Genomic DNA, 22169 nt, shown 5'->3' on the forward strand with positions numbered 1-22169 from the left:
AATAAAAAAGCGTCAATTTTCTATTGAAAACTGACGCTTTTTGCATTTAAATAAGAACGATATTGTATTTTAAAAAGACAAGAAAAAGTCTAAGCTTATATAGGCTCTGCTTTAAAACCTTTACTTTTAATAATAGCAACTATTTCGTCCTCTGTTGCTCCTTCTGATTGAACCGTAAGGATTTTATCAGCATTATCAGTATCTACATTCCATTGAGTAATACCTTTAGCATTGTCTAAATCAGATTTTACTTTGGCTACACACCCGCCGCAATTAAGGGTTGTTTTGAATTGAAGATTTTTATTTTCCATTTTGTATGATGTTTTATAATTATTTGATACAGCAAATTTCCGCCATTTTTACCTCAGTTTGCTTATAATATTCCGTATTTGATTTGTGATATTTACTGATTGTTTTACAAAAAGGTTCTGAGGTTCTGAGATACTGAGGTTCTAAGAGACAAAGGTTCAAAGTTTTTTTACATACTTTGTTATTATAGAATTTTATTTCAAAAAAAAAAAAGACCTCATTTAACCTGCTTCAAAAATCGCAATGAAGAGGGAAAATGAGGTCCATAAATAAATCAATTAAACTAAAAATTAATTTAAAACGGCGGCATATAAATTAGGAAACCGCCGTTCTAGCAAACGCATCAAGGTTTACTTTTTCCATTTTAAACGCAAACTGTTGCTTACTACACTAACACTGCTCAAGGCCATTGCAGCTCCAGCAATCATTGGGTTTAGCAAGAATCCGTTTATTGGATACAATACTCCCGCAGCAAGTGGAATACCAATTAGATTATAAATAAATGCCCAGAATAAGTTTTGCTTTATAGTTGCTACTGTTTGTTTAGACAAACGAATAGCTTGAGGTATTTTATTAAGATCTGATGAAATAATAGTCATTTTTGCTACATCCATTGCGATGTCACTTCCCTTGCCCATTGCAATACTTACATCAGCAGTTGCTAATGCCGTACTGTCGTTTATACCATCCCCAACCATTGCTACAACTTTACCTTGCTGCTGCAGTTCTTTTACAAAATCAGCTTTATACTGAGGCATTACCTCTGCTTTATAATGTTTTATCCCTGTTTGTTCAGCGATCGCTTTTGCAGTAGCCTCATTATCCCCTGTCAGCATATACAGTTCAATCCCCATATCTTGCATTTGCTTAATCGCTTCTACAGATGTTTCTTTTATTTTATCGGAAATTGCAATAACCGAAAGCGCTTCTTTACTACTGGCAAACCAAATTACGGTTTTAGACTCTTTGCCCCAAGCATCAGCTTGCTCTACTAATGAATCAGCAATCGTAATATTATTTTCAGCCAATAATTTTTTGTTACCTACAAAATAGGTTTCGTTATTATAAACTGCTTTCGCTCCCTTACCAGTAATACTGTCAAAACCTGATAAAGACACACTTTGCACACCGTCTAAATTTTTCACTACAGCTTCTGCTAAAGGGTGTTCAGATTGCTTTTCAATACTTAGTAAAATATCTTTTGTTATATCATTATTATCTAACCATTTAACACCTGTTACTTGCGGTTTTCCTTCAGTAATAGTTCCAGTCTTGTCCAAAACAATAGCAGTAACTTTTCTGGCTAATTCTAAACTTTCGGCATCTTTAATTAGTATACCATTTTCGGCACCTTTACCAACTCCTACCATAATAGCTGTAGGTGTTGCAAGACCTAAGGCACAAGGACAAGCAATTACCAATACCGTAACGGCAGCCAATAAAGCTTGCGCCACAGCATTATCACCTCCTAAAACTATCCAAGCAATAAAAGTTAATATTGCTATACCAATAACAATAGGAACAAAAATACCTGCAATTTTATCTACTAATTTTTGCACAGGAGCCTTACTTCCTTGTGCATCTTGCACCATTCTAATGATTTGCGCAAGCATGGTTTCTCTACCAACTTTAACAGCTTCAAACTGAAAACTTCCTTTTTGATTTATTGTTCCAGCAAAAACCTTTTCATTCTCTTTTTTCAACACAGGAACAGGTTCTCCGCTCAACATACTTTCATCAACGTACGAATTTCCCGAAATCACCATTCCGTCTACAGCAATTTTTTCACCCGGTTTTACCAAGATAATTGCTCCAGCATGTACATCCTCAATAGCGGTTTGTTTCTCGGTGCCATCAGGCTGAATAACCATCACGGTTTTGGGCTGTAAACCCATAAGTTTCTTTATTGCTGATGAAGTATTTCCTTTGGCTTTTTCTTCCAATAATTTACCTAGAAGTATAAATGCAATGACTACTGCTGCTGCTTCAAAATATACGTGAGCATGCAATCCTCGTTGATGCCAAAAATCCATAAATAACATGTTGAATACACTAAACAAATACGCAATTCCTGTACTTAAAGCCACCAGCGTATCCATATTGGCAGAACCATGTTTCGTTTGTTTCCATGCGTTTATAAAGAAATCTTTCCCTAACCAAAGAATTACCGGTGTAGAAAAAAGCCACATAATTTCATTGCCATATGGCATATCCATAAAAAACATACCAATAGTTACCACAGGCAGTGATAATAGAACTGCCCAAATGGTTTTATTTTTTAATTTTTTGAAATTCTCAGCATGAATAGCTTCTAAAGATTCTTGCTGCTTAGCTTCGTCTTCAATAAGTAAATCGTAACCAACAGCTTGAACCGCTTTTTGAAGTTTATTTGCATCTGTTAGATTCGGAAGATACTCCACCGTTAAATTTCCAGTTGCAAAATTTACCGATGCATCAACTACTCCTAATTCATACGATACAATACTTTCTGCGCTGCCTGCACAAGACGCACACGTCATGCCTAGAACAGGAAAAGTTTTTTTTACGGTTGGGACACCATATCCTAAGTCTTTGATAGTCTTTACAGCATTGCCAACAGTTTCATTTCCTTTTACGGTAATAACAGCTCTGCGATTGTTTACTTCTACTTTATGAGTTTCAACACCTTTAACCTCTGCTAATCCTTTATCTACGATTAAAGCACAGTGCTCACTCTCTACGTTTTCCAGCGGAATGAAAATTGTTTCCTTAGTATTATTATTTGTTGCCATAATTCACTTGTTGTAATTTATTATGCAAAGTTGGCAACAATAGCAGTAAGTTTTATTGCGTAATTATGGATTTGATTTGTAACATTTACTTAAACCTTATCCAGCGGCTTTCTTTTTTCTGATCGAATCTGCTTAAAATGACTTGGCGTTAATCCCGTTACTTTCTTAAATTGATTACTTAAATACGCAACACTCGAATAGTTTAAACGCAAAGCTATTTCGCTCAGCGATAACTCATCATAAACCAAAAGTTCTTTTATTTTTTCGACTTTTTGAGCAATAAAATATTTTTCTATCGTAGTCCCTTCAACCTCAGAAAACAAATTTGAAAGATAATTGTAATCATGATTGATTTTTTCGCTTAATATATCTGATAAATTATTCTTTGTGTCATTATCCTGATGATGTACTAAATCGATGATAATATTTTTTATCTTTTCGATTATCCTGCTTTTTTTATCATCAATTACCTCAAAACCTAAAGAAACTAAGGCTTTTTCAAGCAAATTTCTTTCGTCAGAACTAAGTTCTTTTGTCAGGCTTACTTCTCCAAGTTTGATATTTGTAAAGTCTAAACCGAGTTTTTCGAGTTCATTTTGAACTACCATTATACATCGATTACAAACCATGTTTTTCACGAATAATGTACTCATAGCCTTATTAGATCTGGATTTTAGTAAATAAATAGTATTAACAAATCTACCAATAAAATTCAATTAATCATTCTATAAATACCAACTGTTTAAATAACCATCCCAAATGTTGACGAGTTTAATTTCTTGAGATGCTATTGCGAAAGATTTTACCGCAAAGACTGCAAGGGATTACGCTAAAACTTTGTGTTCTTTACGTAATCCCTTGCGCTCTTTGCGATTTTAAAGATTTAATCTATGATATTTAAAAAGTCACAAATTTTACTCCCAAGCTAAACCATCTTGAAGGAAGCGGAATTGCTCCAACTTCATAATATTTAGCATTGAAGATATTCTGTGCATCAACATAAATTGTTAGTTTATTTATGGCTTGACTTACTCTAAAATCATTAATCCAGTAAGATGGACCTGTTATCCTTTTATTAAAACGAGAAGCAAATAAGGCTGTAAATTTTTTATGTTGAAAATCGATTGTATTTGTTATTTGATGTTCGAGAGATGAAACCAAATATTTAGCATACAAATCATCAATAACATCTTGAAATTTAAAATCTAAATATGAGTATGCCAGATTAATGTTTAACCTAGAATCACTAGAAAAATTAACTCTATAATTTGTACGCAAATTAAAACCATTTGTATTCAGATTTCCGTAGTTATTACTTTGCCATGGCTGAGTAGTAACATCTCTTGTCCAATCTATAAAATTGCTGATCTTTCTGTAGAAATAATTGGCATTAAAACTAAAATTCTGCTTTGTATATTTGAATCCAATCTCGCTCTGAAATGCATTTTCGGTTACCAAATTCGGATTACCAATATTCCCCGGACGTTGATTCAAATACAAATCTGTAAACGATGGTATGCGCTGACTTGTTCCAATATTTCCAACAATTTTAAAAGCATTTGTAACCGCATAACTTGCATCAAGTCCTGGATAAACCTGCCATTTGTAATCTGAATTATAATTAAGATAAGTACCTAAATTCACATCCAACTTTTCAATAAAAGTAGTTCTGTATTGCAGATAAACTCCAAAATTTTCTCTATCATGATCACCAATATTAGACGAGCTGATATCTTCAGATCGTACTTCGGCACCAAAGCCCAGCTCTCCCTTTTCCATTTTATAGGTTGTATTAACTTCTGCAGCTAATGAATTGGTATAATGCTGACTTCTGCCTGCTTTTAAGTTCGAAATTCCAAAATAACGATAATCATCATAATTATATCTATAGCTCACTCGAGGCATAAGTGCCCATTTGTTTGATAATTGATGTTTCGACTGTACAGATGCAAATGTGGTTTGCACAACCTCACTCGAATTTCTATCACCCGGAGCAGCATAAAATCCGTTTGCACCAAATCCGTTATTAATGTAACCAAATGAGCTTAAAATTTCATTGTTGTCGTTAATCTGAAAATTGCCCTGATAAAATATTTTATTATTTTCGAAAGCCGTATTGTATCGATATCCGTTACTCTTATCATGTGAAGCAAAAAGTGAATGCTGTTGTTTTTCTTTGCTAAAAACTCCTCCAGCCTGAATTCCAGTTCCGTAAAATGTATCTCCAGTATCTTGAGTATCTTTTTCAAAATTAGAACCCGCATAAGTATTTATCAAAAAACCAGATTGAGTTGGCTTTTTGGTTATAATATTTATCGCTCCAGTTAAACTATTTATTCCATAAGTAAGTGCTGCTGGCCCTCGAATTATTTCAATTCTTTCGATCACTTCAACGGGAATCGGCAGATTAAGCATATTGTGCGCCGTTTGAGAATCGATAATTTTAGTACCATTTATAAGCACGACAGTCTGCTCAAAACTTCCCCCATCAATACTCACATCCGCCTGACTTCCAAATGGGCCTCTTTGTCTTAAATCTACCCCATTGGCATATTGTAAAACTTCTTGAATTGTTTTCCCTGGCAATTTTTCAATCGCAGCTTTATCAATTACATATACATTTCTATTTTTTTTAGATATAGGCGTGCTAAATCTGTTTTCGTTAATTATTACTTCGTCAATTTTAATAGTGTCTTTTTGCACCTGAGCATATCCACCAATGCTCATAAAGGCAAATAAAGCAAAATAAATCTTTGTCATTTCTTTTAATTTTTTGCAAAAGTAGTATCTTGCCGTACTACTAATGTGTACCAGTTTTATAAAAATGGATAGTCCGGTTCAAATTCCCTTCAAAAGTTTCATTCAGCTTAAGCCTGAAGAATCAACTGCTGTATATTTACAGATTGTTTTTGAGTTTATTAAAGCGATACAAACAGGGTTGCTTCCTGAAGGTACAAAACTTCCGGGAACACGTATTTTATGTAAATTATTAGAGGTTAATAGAAACACACTAATCAAAGCTTTTCAGGACTTAGAATTGCAAGGCTGGATAGAAATTTTACCTAATAAAGGAACATTTATATTATCTGAGAAAAAACAAAAAAACAAAGCTGAATTTGCATTTACTGAAGATCGAAATACTTCAAAAACAAGCCAGCCTTTTACTTTTAAACGTTCTGCAATTCTTGAAACCCCTAAAGAAACCAGTACCTTACCATATCAATTTAACGACGGTTTGCCTGATTTGCGACTTGTTCAAACTGATGTTCTGGCAAGGCTTTATGTTTCTAAATTAAAGAGAAAAAAATATACAGAAACTTGGGAACAAATTCAGACACTATCTCATCTAAATTTTAAAACTCAATTTTCTAATTTTTTAAATTTAACACGCGGCATACGCATTTCTACGTCAAATTTGCTCACAACATCAAGTCATGAAATCAGCTTGTATTTGGTTACAAAATTGCTTATTTCACCCAATGACAAAGTTGTTGTTGCTTCTCCGGGGTATTATATGTCGAATATGACATTGTCTGACAGCGGCGCACAAATAATCTCAATACCAGTTGATAAAGACGGAATCGATACGGAACACTTAAGGCAAATCTGCGAAATTCAAGAAATCAGATTATTGTATCTTACGTCTAATTATCATTATCCAACGACGACTTCTCTTAGCGCCAAAAGAAGAATGGAAGTGCTTGAACTAGCTAATAAATATGGATTTGTCATTGTTGAGGATGATTACGATTTTGATTTTCACTATGATAATAACCCTGTATTACCTTTGGCGGCTTTAGGGTCTAATGAAAGAGTTGTTTATATTGGATCATTTGGAAGGTCTTTACCAGCAGGTTTTGGTTACGGTTTTATCGCTGCCCCTGCGGAGTTTATTCAGGAATTAGAGAAACATCAAAATATTCTGGAACCCGACATTGATGTTATCAAAGAACAAGTTTTAACGGAATGGATTATAGAAGGTGAAGTTCACCGTCTTTCAAAAAAGAATAAAAAAATCTATAAAGAACGCCGAGATTATTTTGTCTCATTGTTAAAGGAAAAATTAGAGGGAAAGATCAAGTTTCAAATTCCTGTTCGAGGTTTGGCTATTTGGGTAGAATGGCTTGACAGCTTTAATTTAATAAAGTTTCAAAAGCAATGTATTGCAAATGGATTATTCCTGCCAAAAACAATTTTGTATCAAACGAAAGATTTAACTGCTACACGCTTAGGATTTGGGCATTTAGATGAAGTTGAAATGGAAAATTCGGTTGCTATTTTGAGTAAATCTCTCAAAGAGATTATTTGAACTAGTCATTTCTAGACTAAATATCAATCAAAAAAAATATCCCATAAAGAAAGATTCCTTATGGGATATTTTTTAATTAAAAAAGAATTTAAGCTACTTCTTCTACTTTTAGGATTTCTAGTTTCAAATCTCCTTTTTTAGCCGGCCATTCTACTAGATTACCTACTTTGTATCCTACCATTGCAATACCTTCATCTGAAAGAATTGAAATTTTGTTTTTACTAACTTTTGTTTTTTCAGGACCTACAAACACAACTGTTTTTTCTTCATTAGTTGCATGATCTTTATAAGTTACTCTTCGATTTACTGATACAATATCTTCTGGTAAATCTCTTCTTAGTACCTGTGTTGCTTTTTTAAGTTCAAAAAGTAATAATTTTTCTTCTTCTATTGTTACTTTCTTTCTTCTTACGTGATCTTTAATTAAATCGTATATTCCTGTTGTTAAAATGATGTTTTGATTTACTGACATAACTTTCTGTTTGCTCCATTCTCATAGGTATGACATACAACTCATCATTGAACTTTTGCAGCTCTTGTATGTTTGAATTCAATGAAATCATAATCCTAAATAAAAATTGAAGATTAAATAAAATGAGCTTTCCGAATGAAAGAATCCCTGTCTAGAGTTTTGACAGGGCTTAATTAATAAACTCTTTGGAACTTTTTAAGAAAGTATCGTCATGCAAGTATAATAACGTGCCCATAAGGCGCATCAAGCGATTATTTTTTAAATAAAAATTTGAAGTTGTCATTATTGTACTTGTATTTAACTTCGCAAAGATACCTCTTTTTTTGAAAGAAAAAAAATCAAAAATGAAAATCAAATTATTTAAAGTATAAACACAAATAGTTGTATGTAATTTCATGTTTTACAAATATTTATATACAAATAATAATTAGTTTAATTAAACTAAATTTTATGTAAACAAATCTAACTGCAAATGATAAAAATTGTATTGCATAAAAAAACATCCCAAAAAGAAAAATTCTTCTTGGAATGTTTTAAATTTTATAAGTATTGAATACGTTTAAAGCCTTACATAAGCTGCTACTTGCACTATATTATTTACGGTATTGACATTTTTACCAAGAATGTACTGATTCATATAACCTGCTTCAATATCAAACTTAGGGCTTAATCGCCATCCTAATGCTAAATAAGCTCTATTTTGGTCAAAAAAACTGTCGTTTGGAGCATTTTGAATATTCACAAAAATTTCATTCTGTAATGCTACAAATGCTCCGTTGCTAAAATTAGTTGTTTGGGATAACGGAAAAATGGAACGAGCAAAATAGCGTAATCGCTGTGCAAACTCAAAATTATCAGTCACAAGTTCGTTTTGATCAATCACCGGCTGTCCCATAAAGCGCTGCTCTAATCTAAAACGGTGCTGCAAAGTAACTGGACGATTAGATAATGTAAATTTCTGATTGTAAATAAACTGCTCCCATATTCTGTGTTCAGGTATCCAGCCATCAACATCCATAACACTTCTATAATTTCCTATATAAGCATAACCTACTGTTGCAATCATGTTGTCCTTTACATGATAGTTTAATCCTGGACGAATAATATAAGACTGCAGATCTTTTAGTTCATCTGTAGATCTTGCTTGTCCGTCAAAATGAATGCTGAATTTATTATTTAACTTATAACTCGAAAATAATGCGCCCCACCCTGTAAAAGTGTTTTGTGTCTGGGCATTTGCAATTGTACTTAAGAGTAGAAAAAACAGGCTTAATAAGCTGATGAGAGGTAATCTAAAAATCATTTTTTATCAAATTATATGAGGAATTGCTAATTTATATAATTTATAATTTAATCCCGCTTTATACAGTGTTAATTCTCATTTTATTTGTAAAAATCAAACTTTATGAGTTTTTCTTTATCAAAAATAACAAACTTCAATTCCTATGATTAATTTCTATAATTGATGATCCAGTTAAATTCTTTTCTTGATTCTATTCTTTTGCAATTTTGCAATAAATCTATCAAATAAAACACTAAAAAACTAGCACTTAACTACTTGTAAACAGGGGTGTTTCTATAAATTTCTTTTCAATCTATACCTATCAATTTGCATCAATTTTGCTATCTTTAGGAGTTACATTGACTTTTACAAAAACAACATGATTGAAATTCTTACCCTTGACAAAAAACACTTCCCTAGCGGATACAGCGTACATTTAATTAAATCTCAAGAAAGTCCACTCCTGAATACATCCCTTAGAAGTTCATTCTATCAAATGTTCTGGTTAAAATCTGGAGAGTTAACTCTAAATGTCGATAATAACCTAATCGATATAAACAAATTTGAATGTGGCTTTGTAGGCATAAATCAAGTATTCAGTATTGATACCAAAACTAGTTTTGAAGTGCTTCTTGTTTGTTTTAATGAAGATTTTTATTGTCGAACAGATCTTGACAGACAGTTTTTGACCTCCTGCGTTTTTTTTAATTCAGAACATGCGTTAAAATATAAACTGCACAACTCTTTAAGAAAGATCATTGAGCAATACTATCAATCACTTTCACATTTGTGCAGAAAGCCATTTGATGACTTAATGTATCATTTTGCTCATAATACTGTAGAACGTTTGTTGCTGTTCTCTCAGAAAGAATTATTAGACAGAGCTTACAGTCCAATCGAAACCTTTAAGAAAGGAGATGTCAATATTGCCAATCACTTTAGAAAATTGGTAAAAGATAATCTGAAACAGCTTAAACTTGTTAAAGATTATGCTGATTTGCTTAATATACCCGTAAAGTCGTTGAACGAAATATGCAATGCGATTTATGGCATGTCTCCAAAGAAGGTAATTACGGAAGAAATTGTAATTGAAAGTAAACGTTTACTTCGATATACTAATATGAGTGTTAAAGAAATAGCTTTTCAACTCCACTTCTTGGACCCCAGCAATTTCATTCGTTTTTTTACCAATGCCGCTGGAATATCTCCCAAAAATTACAGAACACAATTTGAAGAAAAAAGAGTTTACATCCCCAAAAGTAAACTATAGTTTAAATTGCTGCTAAAACCCTGGCTGTAAGCCCCAAATCTTAACCTAAAAATCCCTCTTTTTTCTACAGCAGTCCTTTTAAGGATTTTTTTGCTGCAGTTTTCGCATACCTTATTTTAACTTATTGTTATAATGCCTCTTAAACAAAAGTTAAAAGTAGTGTTTGCAGCAAAATGACACCAAATACACCCTTTTTGACTTTGACTTTCGTTCTGCACGAAAGTAATTTTACACCAAATATAATAAGCCTAAACCAAAAAGGGCTTAAACTAAAAAAAATGTATAAAATGAAAAATTTTTTAATGGCTGCATCATTTGCAATTATTGCGTTGTCGACAAATTCTATTTTTGCTCAAACAACTAATTTAAACGTAAATCTTGCAAACGTTTATTCTATCGAAGTGACTAATCCAACAGTTACTATCGCAATGAATACTGCAGCTAATTTTACAGAAGGTAACACTACAGGTTCTTTACCTAATCATGTTAAAGTAAGCGCAACTAATGGTTACAAAGTAACTATTCAGGCTGCTACAGACTTGACATCACCTGGTAATGATGTTATTCCAGTATCGACTGTTGTTGTTAAAACTACACCGGGAACTTTTTCTGGTGCTCCAGGCAGTATTGATGCAGGATCAAACGCAGCTTTCCCTGCAAATGCTCCAGCACTTAGTGTAACTACGCCAGTTGAACTTATTTCATCAACTACAGGCGATATTCGCGGATTTAATGTACAGTACACTATTCCTCCAGTAAGTGCTCCTGTATACTTAAACAAACCTGAAGCTGTTTACAGTACTTTGCTTACTTATACTATAGTAGCAAACTAATAATAAAAACTTTTAATAAAATGGCACTAATCTGCTTTATGCGGTTAGTGCCGTTTTTATCTCTATTATTTTCAGAATTAGTTGTTTTCTGAGGGGTATTGTTTAACCATTTTAGGAATATAATTAGGCTTGAAAACTCTTAAAAACATACAAGATTTATTTTTACTGCTTTGTCCTATAGCCACAATGGCACAAAATATAGGCTCTGCGCAAACACAGGTAAATGTGACTATTGCGCAGGTACAAAGCATACAAATTTCTCAGCCAGCTGTTAACATAAGTATGGCTAAGCCTTCTCATTTCCTTCTGGGAAATGATTCTGGACAGCAAACCAATCATATAAAAGTGAGTTCAAGCAGTGCATATGAAGTAACTGTAAAAGCAAGCACGGAATATTTTTCTCATAATGGAAATAGCACTTCATTACCTGTAAATACAATTGCTGTAAAAACAGAAACCGGCAGCCTTACAAATTCTAATGCTCAGCCGCCCGCTGGACTTCGAGTAGTGCCTCAAATTATGCTTTCGGCGCTGCCTGCAACTATTATAAAATCTCCCGCAGGAGAATGGGGACGCGGATTTCATGTGAACTACGCAATACCCGAAACAAAATCACCAAGTTATCTTAATCGCGAATCAGGCACCTATAGTACTACAATTATGTACACCCTAATTCCGCAATAATTGATATATTTACTAGTAACAAACAATAAAAATATGAAGAATTTTATATTGGTTTTAGTTGGGTTATTCATGGCAAATCAGATTCAAGCTCAGGCAGGAATATCTGTATCGCCAGGACGTTTATATTATAAATTAAACTCTGGAGCATCAGGTTCTCAATATGTATCTTTAACAAATCCTACGGATAAAGAGCTTGAAGTGGGTGTTTCTTTTAGCGATTGGGAATATGAGCCATCGGGTAACAATAAAATTGTACCGGCAAATACGCTTCCTACTTCATGCACAGATTGGATACAAATATTACCGTCGTCTTACTTTGTTGTAAAACCTGGTGAAACTAAACAAGTTGAGGTGCTTTTTAAAGTTCCTGCAGCTGCCAATTCCTCTGTGCCTGTTCATACGGGTATGATTTTCTTTACGCAGCTTAATCCCGGAACGGCAACAGATCAAAACGGTGCTGCTATACAAGTAACCGTAAGAATGGGTGTAAAAGTGTATCATAGTTTTATTAAAGAAAATAAAGTTGTTGTTGATTTTGTTGATTTTACAAGTTACGCTGATGATAATAAAAACAAAATCATTGAATTAAAAATCGAAAATCAGGGCGATTTATGGACTGATGGAAAGGTAAAATGGGAATTATTTAATAATAGCACTGGTAAAAAAAGCACTTTAAAAGAATCTGAATTTTACACACTTCCAAAGGACATTAGAATCCTAAAACAACAATTACCCGCAGATCTTGCTAAAGGCAACTACACCGTTTCGGCCATTTTAACTTATGGCGAGAACGACCTTATAAAAATTGCTGAGTTAGAATTTAGTATATGAAACAAATAATAACCTTTATCGTTTTTTTCTTATGCACGCAATATAATGCTGCTGCACAGTATATGTTGGGTGCCTATAATAATGGGCAGCCTGTATTTTCTACTTATGCAGAAATGGTTTCAGGAAAAACATTAAACAATCAAATTTCTATTCCAATACAGTATTATGGTGCTAACATGGATGTAAATGAATGGAAACTTACTGCAAGACTTACACAGGATTTTACAAGTGAAGTAAATAGTGCTTATACTGTAGGTGCGCAATATGCTTATTTAAAATTTAACAGTCAAGAAAACAGCGGATCAGCAAATGGAATATTTATCAATGTTCCAAACCAAGTATTTCAGCTGAGCAAATACAATGAAATTACCCTTATTCATAGCAATGTAAACTTAAATGGTGCCGTAAACAGGCTTTTTAGATATAACTTAACCATTCAAGGCGGAAATCATTTATTGGTAAGCCCAAACGGAATGTATAATACATCCTATGAATTTAAGCTATATAAAATAAGTAACGGAACAGAACAATTAATCGGTATCTACACTTCGCCTATTGGTGATGCAAGGTTTCAATTGTCTTTTGGAGGAAATTTTGGAAGTCAAAGTGTTATACTACAAAATGGTGCACAACAGTTTAACTTAAACTACAATACACCATCTGATTACACCATAGAAAAATCGGTTACAATTCCAAATGCATTACGAGTTAACACTTATAATTCGCAGCTGGCTGTAGAAGCTTCTGGCGATTTTATATCGTCAACATCATCGCAGACACTGCCGCTTTCTAACTTAAAATTACAATTAAGCACAAATCAAACTTATAAAGGACTACAAATAATTTCTCCGGTAACATTATCGACCACAACACAGCCTGTATCGATTAGATCCAGCAGTACGCCTCAGGATATCACATACAATGTAAAATTTTTCATTCCGGCTAATAGTCCGGGACTAAATGTTAATCCTGGAACATACAGTACTAGAGTATATTTTGTAATAATGCCCAATTAACCCTTTTTTATAATGCTGAGTAAATTCTATAAAATAGTATTGTTTTTTACTGTTTTGGGATCAAGTTTAAGTGCTTGGTCACAAGACAGCCCCTTTACTATAGAATTTACAAATAATAAAATTGAAACAAACAGCAAAGAAGTTATAGAAGCTTACGTAAAAATTGTAAACACCAGCTCTAATCCTATTGAAGGAATTCTTGATGCTCAAAGCAATCACGAAGATATTTACCTTTCGCAGCGAAAACCCAAAAACATTACACTAGCCGCTCACGACAGTATTTTTATTCCTGTAAAAGCTATTGTCGCTGCAACTGCCAAAGCAGGAAACAAAAGCACTATAGAAGCCGTATTTACAATCTCTAGAACTTCAGTTACTAAAAGTGTTTTTTTACCCGTTTTTATTCGTGAACGTAAACTAGTAAAAGTTATGTTGTTGGAAACAAACATAATCTACGAAAGAACTGGTGATAGTCTAGCAATACCAATTCGTATTTCTAATGAAGGCAATACCGCTCAGAAAGTCACCATTTTAGCCCGTTATCCTGATTTTATTACTCGAAGTGCCATAGAAAACAAGGATATCAATATTCAGGCATTTACTGATACTATCGTAGTCTTGAAAAAAATAGTAAACAAGACTATATTAAATCAAGAGGATTTTACCATAAATATTACGGCACTGTATCATAATGGCGATATTATCACTAATGGTACAGTAAGAGCCAGTTCTATTAGGCAGGATCGAAGATATGTTATGCCATACAACCCTGATTATAATTATGATTTCAACCAAACTAATCAGGTTACGGCAAGTGTACAATATAACAGCGACAATACAAATGCTTATTTTTTGTATGCCAATGCTAAAGCCGAAATAAACAAAGGCACTTTACAGGCAAACTTGGATATGAACTGGTGGGAGAATTCAGATCAAGTGTTTTTAAGAAATACTTGGCTTGGATACAGTCAGAAGAACTTTGGAGCTACAATTGGAAACGTATCAAAGTTTTTTGATATGAATCTAATTGGAAGAGGTGCCGAAGCTTTTTATAAACCCAATGAAAAAAACACTATTGAAGCTGGTGCAATCGATAAAACATTTAATCTGATTGACAATCCTAGTTTGTCTTTTGGTAAATCGGCATGGGCTGTTTTCTCGCACAATAACGGATGGATGCAGAAAAAAGGTTACGAGAATACAATTATCTATGATGATGATACCTATTCTGGAACTAAGAACTATCTGGCATCGTCTCGTTTTTCATTGTATACATCAGAAAATTTCAACCTTAGATTTGGCGGAGCAATAAGTAATCTAACTTCTAATATGGAAACTGGAAACAAATTAGGCGGTGCAGGAGAACTTCAGTTTAATGGTAAATTTAAAAATTTGTTCTACAGCAGTTCTAACTACCTTAGTTCTGGTTATTTTTCGGGAATGAGAAAAGGAGTTGTAAACCTAAATGAACGAATAAATCTGCCTGCAGGTAAATATAATCTTTGGGGAGTTTATAATTATTTGTCGGCAAAACCAGAAGCATTTGGAAATCAATTTACCTCTACACATTTTTCGACAGCACGTTATGACATTGGAGCGTCTCGACGATTTTCTTCATTGGTAATATCTCTGTCTCCTTATTACTATACTGAAAGCCGTAAAGAACAGCTCACAAGCACACTAACTCCAGAAGAATATTCAATGAAAGCTGCTCGAATGACTTTGGGTTTAACATACTTTAATGCACCTACAAAACAAAATTTATCGCTGTCTTTTGAGGGTGGACTTTTTTCTGCTAATACAATTGAAAACAAAGAGTTTCATTTTAAAACAAACTTTATTTACAGCTGGAAATTCTTTAATTTTCTGGCGTTCTATCAATACAATAATTTTTACTTAGGAGAAATCATTGCCAATTCACAGTTAGGCATCAACGATACATACACCAATCTTACCATCTCTCCCAACCTGCAGCACAAGTTTTTTAATGATAAACTTAATGTTAATGTTGGAATGGTTTATTCTAAAAACAGCATAATCAGTGAATCACTTCAGTTTACTGGACGTTTGGATTATGATGTAACAAAAGATTTTACCATTTTCCTTTACAATTATTACAGCGATTTTTCGACCAGTATAAACACTTTAAATACGATTCAAGTTGGACTAACAAAGCGTTTTAATCCTATAAAAATTGATAAATCAAGAAATGAACTTGAAGTTTATATTTACTATGAAACGGGAAACAAAAACGAACCAGCTGTAAACCAACTTGTAATAATTGAAGGAAAAGCTTTTAGAACTGATATTAATGGAATTCTAAAATACAGATCATTACCCGCAGGTTCCTATTCTGTAAAACCAGTTAATACAAATGAATGGTACGCAGATGAAGTAAAAGTGAATGTAAATAAAGATACCAAAATTGCTATTGGTTTGAATAAAACAGCTGCCATTAAAGGGTCAATAACTTACATTACAACTGATAAAAGCTTTGATATAACAAAGAAAAAAGGTGGTTTGCCGCTTATAGCAATTGGCGATAACGGAAAAGCATTTACAACCAAAACGGATGAAAACGGAAACTTTGTGTTGTATGTACCAAAAGGATCATACACTGTAAGTCTTGAAAAAACAGGTCTTTCAGAATATGTTGAGGTTGAAGATAACAATCAGCTTGTAAATGCTGAACCTAATGCTATTAAAGAAATAAAATTTACTTTGAATATTAAGGAGAAACGTGTAGAAACTAGAAAATTCAGCTCGAGCGGTTTTAAAAAACAATAGATTTATCTAAATCAAACTTAAAGATTACTAAGATTTATTGCAAAAAAAATACACCTGACATTATAAAATGCCAGATGTACATACAAATCAATCTTAAAACTAATTTTTATTTTACGGTATAGGTCATTCGGTTTGCTTCGCAAACCCTGAAATAACCAAGTGCAAAATTGTTTGCGTCAGTGGTATTAATAATATTTCCTCTTATATTGCCGGGTGCCGCAGCAAAAGGATTCGAATTTGTTACCTCCAGAATTAAACTCATATAATTAGAGAAGTTTTTAGAAATACCACGATGTGTAATATTTAAAACTTTTCCCGGCTTTAAGTCTGTATCTGTAAATTTTTCATTTATTTCATTTCCATTAATAAATTCATCACTTGTAGATGTGTATTCCGGAAAAGGCAGAAAATCAGCTTTATAATCTGTCAGATAATAATTTGCCTGATCGGCAGGGTCTTTATAATAAAATGTTACCACAATAAGGTCTGGTCCTGTAATATCGGCCATAAATTCCTGATCTATTCTGTCAATTGGCGGTACACTAATTAATTTTTCAGTCGCAGTTAAACTCTGTCCATCAACGTCTACAAATAATTTATATTCCATATTAATTACAGGAACAAAATTAGTACATACATATAAACCCGGCTCAGATTCATTGAATTTAAAAACAACTCCATTGCTATTCTCCACTCTCACCTGTGCTCCTGAAACCTTTGGCGTAGCGGCACTGTAATAAGGAGCCATTCGGGTTATTTTTATCGATTGTTGACTACCGTCAGTTCCTTTTTCCCAAATGATTTCAGCATCAATTACTATTTTGGGATCTCCTGTTTCTAAATCAAGTTCCACAACCTTATCACAAGATGAAAAAAGTAAAACAAAAAGAAGACTGAATAGCGTAAACGCTTTACTTTTAAAATTATATTGTTTTAATCTAAGCATACTATTAAAATTTAAAATTATAAGAAACACCAGGAACTAATCCATAAATAGATAATTGTCTAGACTCGTTCATTCCTGTATCATTATTTTGTGCAAACGTGATTGATGCAGCATTTTGCCTATTATAAAGATTGTAAATACTAAATACCCAATAGCTTTGCCATCCTTTCTTTTTATCTGGTTTAGGAGTATAAGTTGCGCCAATATCTAAATGATGATAAGTTGGAAGTCTGTTTGAATTTCTCAACGTATAGTTAGGTATGTTTCTTCCGCCAAATTCGTAATAACCATTTGGGTATGTTACGGGCTGACCTGATTGTAAGCTGAAATTAGCATTGAAAGACCATTTAGGATTGAATTCGTAATTTGCTGTAATATTCAAATTATGCAATTTATCATAACCAGACAAATACCAATCGCCATTGGCAATACCTGGTTCTTCAGGTGTTCTTCCAGGTGTTTTTTGTTCTGCTTTAGACAAAGTATAAGAAACCCATCCTGTAAAACGACCCGTGTTTTTTCTCAATAATAACTCCATACCATAAGATCTGGCTTTTCCATTCAAAATATCTTGTTCAATATTATTGTTACCTAACAAATTTGCTCCATCGATGTAATCAATGCGGTTTTGAATCTTTTTATAAAATAATTCACCTTCAAAAGAGTACTCTTGATCCTTAAAATTTTTGAAATACCCTACTGCATATTGATCCAGCAATTGTGGTTTTGTAAAAGGTCCGCTTGGCGTCCAGATTGTCATAGGCAAAGGAGCACGGGTATTAGACAACATGTGGATATATTGCGCCATTCTGTTGTAGCTCGCTTTTACAGAAGTTTCATCATTAAAAGCATATGATAATGCCATTCGTGGTTCAAAATTAGCAAAAGTGCTAATGGTTTTTCCTTTTCCGTAATAAGTACTTCCAATTGGAGTTCCTTCTTCATAAATATGATATAACGGATTATAAACTACTGCTTCTCCATTTTCATAAATATTGATACTTTCGCCGCCCAAACGATTAAACATACTGTAACGAAGTCCGTAACGAAGATTTAATTTTTCTGTAATTTGATTCTCAACATCGAGATATGCAGAAGTTTCTAAAGCGTATTTTTTATCTAATTGTTTATAATTATACTGCGAATCAATGCCATACGGCTGTACAGTTCCCGGATTAAAATCATAATACAAACCGTCTATACCATAGTTAAGTTTAAAATTGTCTGATATCGTGTGGTTCCAGTTGTATTTTAAACCATAGTTGGTAATCTTACTATCCCATTCAAGTTTTTGAAAGGGTATTTGCAGATTAAATTTGTAATCACTGTAAAAAAGAGACAGATTTGTATTTAAGTTGTCTGAAAACCTATGTTTCCAACTAAACGTTCCCATAGTATTACCGTAGGTACTGGCAAAAAAATTATTAATATCAAATAAATCATTTCCCATATAACCAGAAAAAGCAATAGAATTATTTGCTCCTAAACGATAATTTAACTTAGCATTAATGTCATAAAACATAACAGAACTTTTAATATCAGTAAGCTTTAAAAATAAATGAGCATAAGAAGCACGACCAGCAATAATAAACGAACCAACATCCTTTTTTAAAGGGCCTTGCACTAAAAGTCGGCTTGAAATTAGACCAATACCTCCATTTACTTTGTAATCAGTAAGATCTCCTGTTTGCTGACTTACATCAAGAACCGACGAAACACGACCTCCAAATTTAGACGGAATACCTCCTTTGTATAAATCTAATCCGCTAACGACATCTGCATTAAAAATAGAAAAGAATCCAAACATATGCGAGTCACCATATACCGGAGCTCCATCCAGAAGAATTAAGTTCTGATCAGCAGCACCTCCACGCACATTAAAACCAGAAGAAGCTTCGCCAGCATTTGTAACACCCGGTAAAGTCAATAATGATTTTAAAGGATCTGGTTCCCCCATCGCCGTTGGTAATCTTTTAATCTCTGCCATCGAAAGCTTATTAACACTCATTTGTGTATTTCTAACATCAACCGCTTTGTTACCGGTAATTACGACTTGTTCCAGCTCGTGACTGTCTGGCTCCATATTGAATCTTACCTTAGTATCATCAGAAACTGTAACTTGCTTTTCCTTATTTTTGAAACCAACATAACTGATTACAACCGTATAAGTGCCTTTCTCTAAATCCATTGAAAACATTCCATTAGCATCTGTCGAAGCACCTGCAGCAATCTCTTTAATGTAAACATTAGCACCAATAACAGGTTCTTTATCTTCATCTAGAACCTGTCCTGTCAGCTTATTTTTTTTTTTAGGTGCTTTTGAAACTTTTTGCTTCACAAAAATATTATTACCTACAACCGAAAATTGAACCAATGCCGTTTTATTAAGCTGATTAATAAGCTCTTTTATTTCTACATTGTTATAAACCCCTTTTTGAGTAAAATACTTCTGATTGGTATTTATTTGATCCGTAAAGGCAAATTTATAATCCGTTTGATTTTCAATTTGCTTAAAAAATTCTTTTAATGTTACTGTTTGATCTACAGTTACGCTTATGTTTTGGGCACACATACACCAACTGAATAAAAAAAAGCATGCTGAAATTATACACTTCATGAAATTTTGTATTTTTGAATATTATTAAATAGACAGCTTCGTGCTGTCTTGACTATGGGAAGGATGTTTAGTTTCGCGGCTAGGACATCCTTTTCTTTTCTACTGAAAAGTAATTTGCTTTAATTTCTCATTTACTTCAAAGTTTAGGTTATACATTTCTGATATTAATTGAACAATTGTTTTTAAATCTTCCTTTTTGTTTATTCGTACTGTAATTCTCTGGCTGTGATATTCTTCAGGAATAGTCACTTTATAACCATAATTTGTTTCTATGTAAGTACAGACAACGCTCAGTTTTTCGTTATCAAAATCTGTAAATCTATTAAAATGAGAAACTGAAGCAGTTTCTTCTCCGTAAGTAAATTTTTCACCTGGTTTAAGTATCCATTTCTTATCTTGGTTTTTCACACTCATCTCAACACTTCCTTCAAAAAGCTCAACAGTCATAACCTTTTTAGTATAACCTTCAACTGTAAAAGAAGTTCCTAAAACTGTAGTTGTCGTTTCATTACAAAAAACCTGAAACGGATGTTTCTTATCTTTCTTAACTTTAAAATAGGCACGACCAGTAACTTCAACCTTTCTGTCAACAGCAAAATTATTGGCATATACAATTTTAGAATTTGGGCTCAATTCTACACTTGAACTGTCTGGCAATGCCACAATTTTTAATATTGAAGTGGAATTTTCGATTGTAATTCCAGCAAGATTTACACTGCTGGCCGTAACATCTTTATTAAAGTAAATTCCAGTACCAACGAAAATAAAAACAAGCACCGCTGCCGCTGCCGCATAATAACGCCATGGCTTAAACTTCCTCTCTTTTACAGGAAATGTTTTTGCCTGAAAGGCTTCCCAAGAAGCTTCTTTTTCACTATCAGAATGCGCAACGGGAGTTTCGTCCCATATTTTTTTCAATTCTTCCTCTAATTTCTTTTCATCCATATCTTTTGAGCGCTAAAGTTTTTGACAATGAAATCCCTGTTTATTAAAAACGCCGTAAACCATTTCTTTTATCTCTCTATTGGTTTCAATTCGAAGAATTTTATTAGAATCCTCCAAATCAAAATTCATGATACAATCAGAAATGATAAACTGAAGAAGCGCAACCATAAAGCTTGCATCTTCCTTGCTTTTTACATCTGTTTTATAAGATTCAATATGCATTTTAAGTTCTCTTTTTTATATATAACAAACGAGAACAGAAAAGTTCCTAATGATCTTCTATTTTTTTTCGAATAAATTTACTGGCAAGATAAATATGATTGGCAATAGTCTTTTCAGAAAGTTCTGTAAGCTCTGCAATCTCCTTATAGCTAAGGTTTTCCAGTTTATGTAGTGTAAATATTTTTTGCTGTTGTTCAGGAAGCTGATTTATGAAGTTGTACAGTTTTTCTTTTCTTTCTTCAAAAACTGTGGTATCTGTATCTTCCTCTTCAAATTCAAATCGTAACGAATCAAGTTGAATTACTTTGTTTTCTCTATTGACATGATTTATAATGATGTTTTTGCATATGGTAAACAATTGCTTGTCAAATAAAACATCCTCATTAAGTAATTCTCTCTTATTATAAAGTCTTAAAAAAGTTTCTTGAATAAAATCCTGTGGAGTAAGAACTGTAAAATCAAATCGTTTGGCAATACTTATAAGCTTATCATAATAACTTAGATACGCTTTTTTGAAAGCCTCCTCATTACCATTTTTTAAACTTAATATAAACTTTCTATTGTCCATAATGCAAATACGATACTTAGTCTTAACTCAATGTCTTAAATAATATTGCATTTAAAAAACGACAGCTTAGACTTTTTTACTTCTTTTCTTAAGTAAATCTTAAGATGCAAAGTACAGGAATTTAATTTGAAAAATGGTCAACCTGAAAAGAAAATAGTACAAAAAAAGCACTCTTTTCTACTTCATTTTCTATAATAATTCTAAAAAACACAAATTTTTATCTTACAAAAAATAAGCGTATTTTTAACTGTTATTTTCTTTTTAAAATTCAGTTTTAAGCATTTGCAATCATTCCTTTAAAAAAAGA

Annotated in this window: 18 protein-coding genes; 7 read left to right on the plus strand and 11 right to left on the minus strand. The window is 33.0% G+C overall.

All coding sequences use genetic code 11. The annotated features are described in order from the left end of the window. Window positions 1-95: 95 nt before the first annotated feature. The 4 genes from ACHRVL_RS10635 to ACHRVL_RS10650 form a co-directional block, all read right to left on the minus strand. Window positions 96-311, minus strand: a complete 216-nt coding sequence (locus tag ACHRVL_RS10635) for a heavy-metal-associated domain-containing protein (RefSeq protein ID WP_089055040.1) — start codon at window positions 309-311, stop codon at window positions 96-98. Window positions 312-659: 348 nt separating this feature from the next. Next, on the minus strand, window positions 660-3080 hold the full coding sequence (locus tag ACHRVL_RS10640; protein WP_395412553.1) for a heavy metal translocating P-type ATPase: 2421 nt from the start codon (window positions 3078-3080) through the stop codon (window positions 660-662). Window positions 3081-3169: 89 nt separating this feature from the next. After that, window positions 3170-3733, minus strand: coding sequence for a helix-turn-helix domain-containing protein (locus tag ACHRVL_RS10645; RefSeq protein ID WP_395412555.1), 564 nt, complete (start codon window positions 3731-3733; stop codon window positions 3170-3172). 244 nt (window positions 3734-3977) lie between these two features. Further along, window positions 3978-5840, minus strand: a complete 1863-nt coding sequence (locus ACHRVL_RS10650; protein WP_395412557.1) for a TonB-dependent receptor plug domain-containing protein — start codon at window positions 5838-5840, stop codon at window positions 3978-3980. Between the two features lie 64 nt (window positions 5841-5904). Here ACHRVL_RS10650 and ACHRVL_RS10655 point away from each other — a divergent pair, with 64 nt between their 5' ends. Next, window positions 5905-7389: a PLP-dependent aminotransferase family protein gene (locus tag ACHRVL_RS10655; RefSeq protein WP_395412559.1), complete on the plus strand. Its 1485-nt coding sequence runs from the start codon at window positions 5905-5907 to the stop codon at window positions 7387-7389. 88 nt (window positions 7390-7477) lie between these two features. Here the strand turns inward: ACHRVL_RS10655 and ACHRVL_RS10660 are convergent, their stop codons facing one another. Next, complete coding sequence (locus tag ACHRVL_RS10660; RefSeq protein ID WP_395412561.1) at window positions 7478-7861, minus strand: GreA/GreB family elongation factor; 384 nt, start codon at window positions 7859-7861, stop codon at window positions 7478-7480. 559 nt (window positions 7862-8420) lie between these two features. Continuing rightward, window positions 8421-9164 carry a DUF2490 domain-containing protein gene (locus tag ACHRVL_RS10665; RefSeq protein ID WP_395412562.1) on the minus strand — a complete coding sequence of 248 codons (744 nt, stop codon included), beginning with the start codon at window positions 9162-9164 and terminating at the stop codon, window positions 8421-8423. A gap of 358 nt (window positions 9165-9522) precedes the next feature. On the opposite strand from ACHRVL_RS10665, the gene ACHRVL_RS10670 reads away from it, so the two are divergent. From ACHRVL_RS10670 to ACHRVL_RS10695, 6 genes are all read left to right on the plus strand, one after another. Next, window positions 9523-10413: a helix-turn-helix domain-containing protein gene (locus ACHRVL_RS10670; RefSeq protein ID WP_395412563.1), complete on the plus strand. Its 891-nt coding sequence runs from the start codon at window positions 9523-9525 to the stop codon at window positions 10411-10413. A gap of 287 nt (window positions 10414-10700) precedes the next feature. Then, complete coding sequence (locus ACHRVL_RS10675) at window positions 10701-11246, plus strand: hypothetical protein (protein ID WP_395412565.1); 546 nt, start codon at window positions 10701-10703, stop codon at window positions 11244-11246. A 186-nt stretch (window positions 11247-11432) separates the two neighbouring features. Next, on the plus strand, window positions 11433-11930 hold the full coding sequence (locus ACHRVL_RS10680; protein ID WP_395412567.1) for a hypothetical protein: 498 nt from the start codon (window positions 11433-11435) through the stop codon (window positions 11928-11930). A 33-nt stretch (window positions 11931-11963) separates the two neighbouring features. Then, on the plus strand, window positions 11964-12761 hold the full coding sequence (locus tag ACHRVL_RS10685) for a hypothetical protein (protein ID WP_395412568.1): 798 nt from the start codon (window positions 11964-11966) through the stop codon (window positions 12759-12761). Further along, the gene (locus ACHRVL_RS10690) at window positions 12758-13777 is read left to right on the plus strand and encodes a hypothetical protein (protein WP_395412570.1); all 1020 of its coding nucleotides are present in this window, start codon (window positions 12758-12760) and stop codon (window positions 13775-13777) included. Before ACHRVL_RS10685 ends, ACHRVL_RS10690 begins: the two co-directional genes overlap by 4 nt. 12 nt (window positions 13778-13789) lie before the next feature. Continuing rightward, the gene (locus tag ACHRVL_RS10695) at window positions 13790-16564 is read left to right on the plus strand and encodes a hypothetical protein (RefSeq protein ID WP_395412571.1); all 2775 of its coding nucleotides are present in this window, start codon (window positions 13790-13792) and stop codon (window positions 16562-16564) included. A 106-nt stretch (window positions 16565-16670) separates the two neighbouring features. Here ACHRVL_RS10695 and ACHRVL_RS10700 read toward each other — a convergent pair whose 3' ends face one another. From ACHRVL_RS10700 to ACHRVL_RS10720, 5 genes are all read right to left on the minus strand, one after another. Further along, window positions 16671-17510, minus strand: coding sequence for a DUF4249 domain-containing protein (locus ACHRVL_RS10700; RefSeq protein ID WP_395412573.1), 840 nt, complete (start codon window positions 17508-17510; stop codon window positions 16671-16673). A gap of 4 nt (window positions 17511-17514) precedes the next feature. Further along, window positions 17515-20127, minus strand: a complete 2613-nt coding sequence (locus ACHRVL_RS10705; RefSeq protein ID WP_395412575.1) for a carboxypeptidase-like regulatory domain-containing protein — start codon at window positions 20125-20127, stop codon at window positions 17515-17517. A gap of 99 nt (window positions 20128-20226) precedes the next feature. Further along, window positions 20227-21072, minus strand: coding sequence for a FecR family protein (locus tag ACHRVL_RS10710; protein ID WP_395412577.1), 846 nt, complete (start codon window positions 21070-21072; stop codon window positions 20227-20229). Window positions 21073-21084: 12 nt separating this feature from the next. Beyond that, the gene (locus ACHRVL_RS10715; protein ID WP_089055026.1) at window positions 21085-21294 is read right to left on the minus strand and encodes a hypothetical protein; all 210 of its coding nucleotides are present in this window, start codon (window positions 21292-21294) and stop codon (window positions 21085-21087) included. Between the two features lie 46 nt (window positions 21295-21340). Further along, window positions 21341-21862 carry an RNA polymerase sigma factor gene (locus ACHRVL_RS10720; RefSeq protein ID WP_395412579.1) on the minus strand — a complete coding sequence of 174 codons (522 nt, stop codon included), beginning with the start codon at window positions 21860-21862 and terminating at the stop codon, window positions 21341-21343. Between the last annotated feature and the right edge of the window lie 307 nt (window positions 21863-22169).

Source organism: Flavobacterium sp. FlaQc-28, from assembly GCF_044007415.1.
Taxonomy (GTDB): domain Bacteria; phylum Bacteroidota; class Bacteroidia; order Flavobacteriales; family Flavobacteriaceae; genus Flavobacterium.

Coding starts and splice junctions, on each gene's coding strand:
- ACHRVL_RS10635 (WP_089055040.1), bottom strand. CDS start 311: ATGGAAAATAAAAATCTTCAATTCAAAACAACCCTTAATTGCGGCGGG.
- ACHRVL_RS10640 (WP_395412553.1), bottom strand. CDS start 3,080: ATGGCAACAAATAATAATACTAAGGAAACAATTTTCATTCCGCTGGAA.
- ACHRVL_RS10645 (WP_395412555.1), bottom strand. CDS start 3,733: ATGAGTACATTATTCGTGAAAAACATGGTTTGTAATCGATGTATAATG.
- ACHRVL_RS10650 (WP_395412557.1), bottom strand. CDS start 5,840: ATGACAAAGATTTATTTTGCTTTATTTGCCTTTATGAGCATTGGTGGA.
- ACHRVL_RS10655 (WP_395412559.1), top strand. CDS start 5,905: ATGGATAGTCCGGTTCAAATTCCCTTCAAAAGTTTCATTCAGCTTAAG.
- ACHRVL_RS10660 (WP_395412561.1), bottom strand. CDS start 7,861: ATGTCAGTAAATCAAAACATCATTTTAACAACAGGAATATACGATTTA.
- ACHRVL_RS10665 (WP_395412562.1), bottom strand. CDS start 9,164: ATGATTTTTAGATTACCTCTCATCAGCTTATTAAGCCTGTTTTTTCTA.
- ACHRVL_RS10670 (WP_395412563.1), top strand. CDS start 9,523: ATGATTGAAATTCTTACCCTTGACAAAAAACACTTCCCTAGCGGATAC.
- ACHRVL_RS10675 (WP_395412565.1), top strand. CDS start 10,701: ATGAAAAATTTTTTAATGGCTGCATCATTTGCAATTATTGCGTTGTCG.
- ACHRVL_RS10680 (WP_395412567.1), top strand. CDS start 11,433: ATGGCACAAAATATAGGCTCTGCGCAAACACAGGTAAATGTGACTATT.
- ACHRVL_RS10685 (WP_395412568.1), top strand. CDS start 11,964: ATGAAGAATTTTATATTGGTTTTAGTTGGGTTATTCATGGCAAATCAG.
- ACHRVL_RS10690 (WP_395412570.1), top strand. CDS start 12,758: ATGAAACAAATAATAACCTTTATCGTTTTTTTCTTATGCACGCAATAT.
- ACHRVL_RS10695 (WP_395412571.1), top strand. CDS start 13,790: ATGCTGAGTAAATTCTATAAAATAGTATTGTTTTTTACTGTTTTGGGA.
- ACHRVL_RS10700 (WP_395412573.1), bottom strand. CDS start 17,510: ATGCTTAGATTAAAACAATATAATTTTAAAAGTAAAGCGTTTACGCTA.
- ACHRVL_RS10705 (WP_395412575.1), bottom strand. CDS start 20,127: ATGAAGTGTATAATTTCAGCATGCTTTTTTTTATTCAGTTGGTGTATG.
- ACHRVL_RS10710 (WP_395412577.1), bottom strand. CDS start 21,072: ATGGATGAAAAGAAATTAGAGGAAGAATTGAAAAAAATATGGGACGAA.
- ACHRVL_RS10715 (WP_089055026.1), bottom strand. CDS start 21,294: ATGCATATTGAATCTTATAAAACAGATGTAAAAAGCAAGGAAGATGCA.
- ACHRVL_RS10720 (WP_395412579.1), bottom strand. CDS start 21,862: ATGGACAATAGAAAGTTTATATTAAGTTTAAAAAATGGTAATGAGGAG.